This is a genomic window from Rhodococcus sp. MALMAid1271 (assembly GCF_049195265.1).
Classification (GTDB): domain Bacteria; phylum Actinomycetota; class Actinomycetes; order Mycobacteriales; family Mycobacteriaceae; genus Rhodococcoides.
On sequence record NZ_JBMIRQ010000021.1, the window covers coordinates 1 to 442 of the forward strand.

General features: G+C 62.0%; 1 protein-coding gene. It reads right to left on the reverse strand.

From position 1 onward, the window contains the following. Positions 1 to 442: cbb3-type cytochrome c oxidase subunit I (locus ACOQFP_RS01015; protein ID WP_421583174.1), on the reverse strand; the 442-nt coding region annotated here is incomplete at both ends.

Consider the following 442-nt stretch of genomic DNA (forward strand, 5'->3'; position numbering starts at 1 on the left):
GTGGTGATGAAGTTGACCGCACCCAAGATCGTGCCCAAGCCGGACAGGATCAGGCCCAGTACCCACAGGTCGGCACCGACACCGGGGGAATGCAGTGCGCTCGTCAGTGGGGTGTAAGCGGTCCATCCGAAGTCCGCGGCACCTCCCGGGGTGATGAACCCGGCGAGCACGATCAGCGATCCGAACACGTACAGCCAGTACGCGAACGCGTTGAGCCGCGGGAACGCGACATCGGGTGCCCCGATCTGCAGCGGCAGAATGTAATTGGCGAATCCATATGCGACCGGGACTGCGTAGAGCAGCAGCATGATCGTGCCGTGCATGGTGAACAGCTGGTTGTACTGCTCGTTGGACAGGAACTGCAACCCCGGTACGGCGAGTTCGGTGCGCATGAGCAGCGCCATCAACCCGCCGATGAGGAACAATCCGAACGAGGTGACCA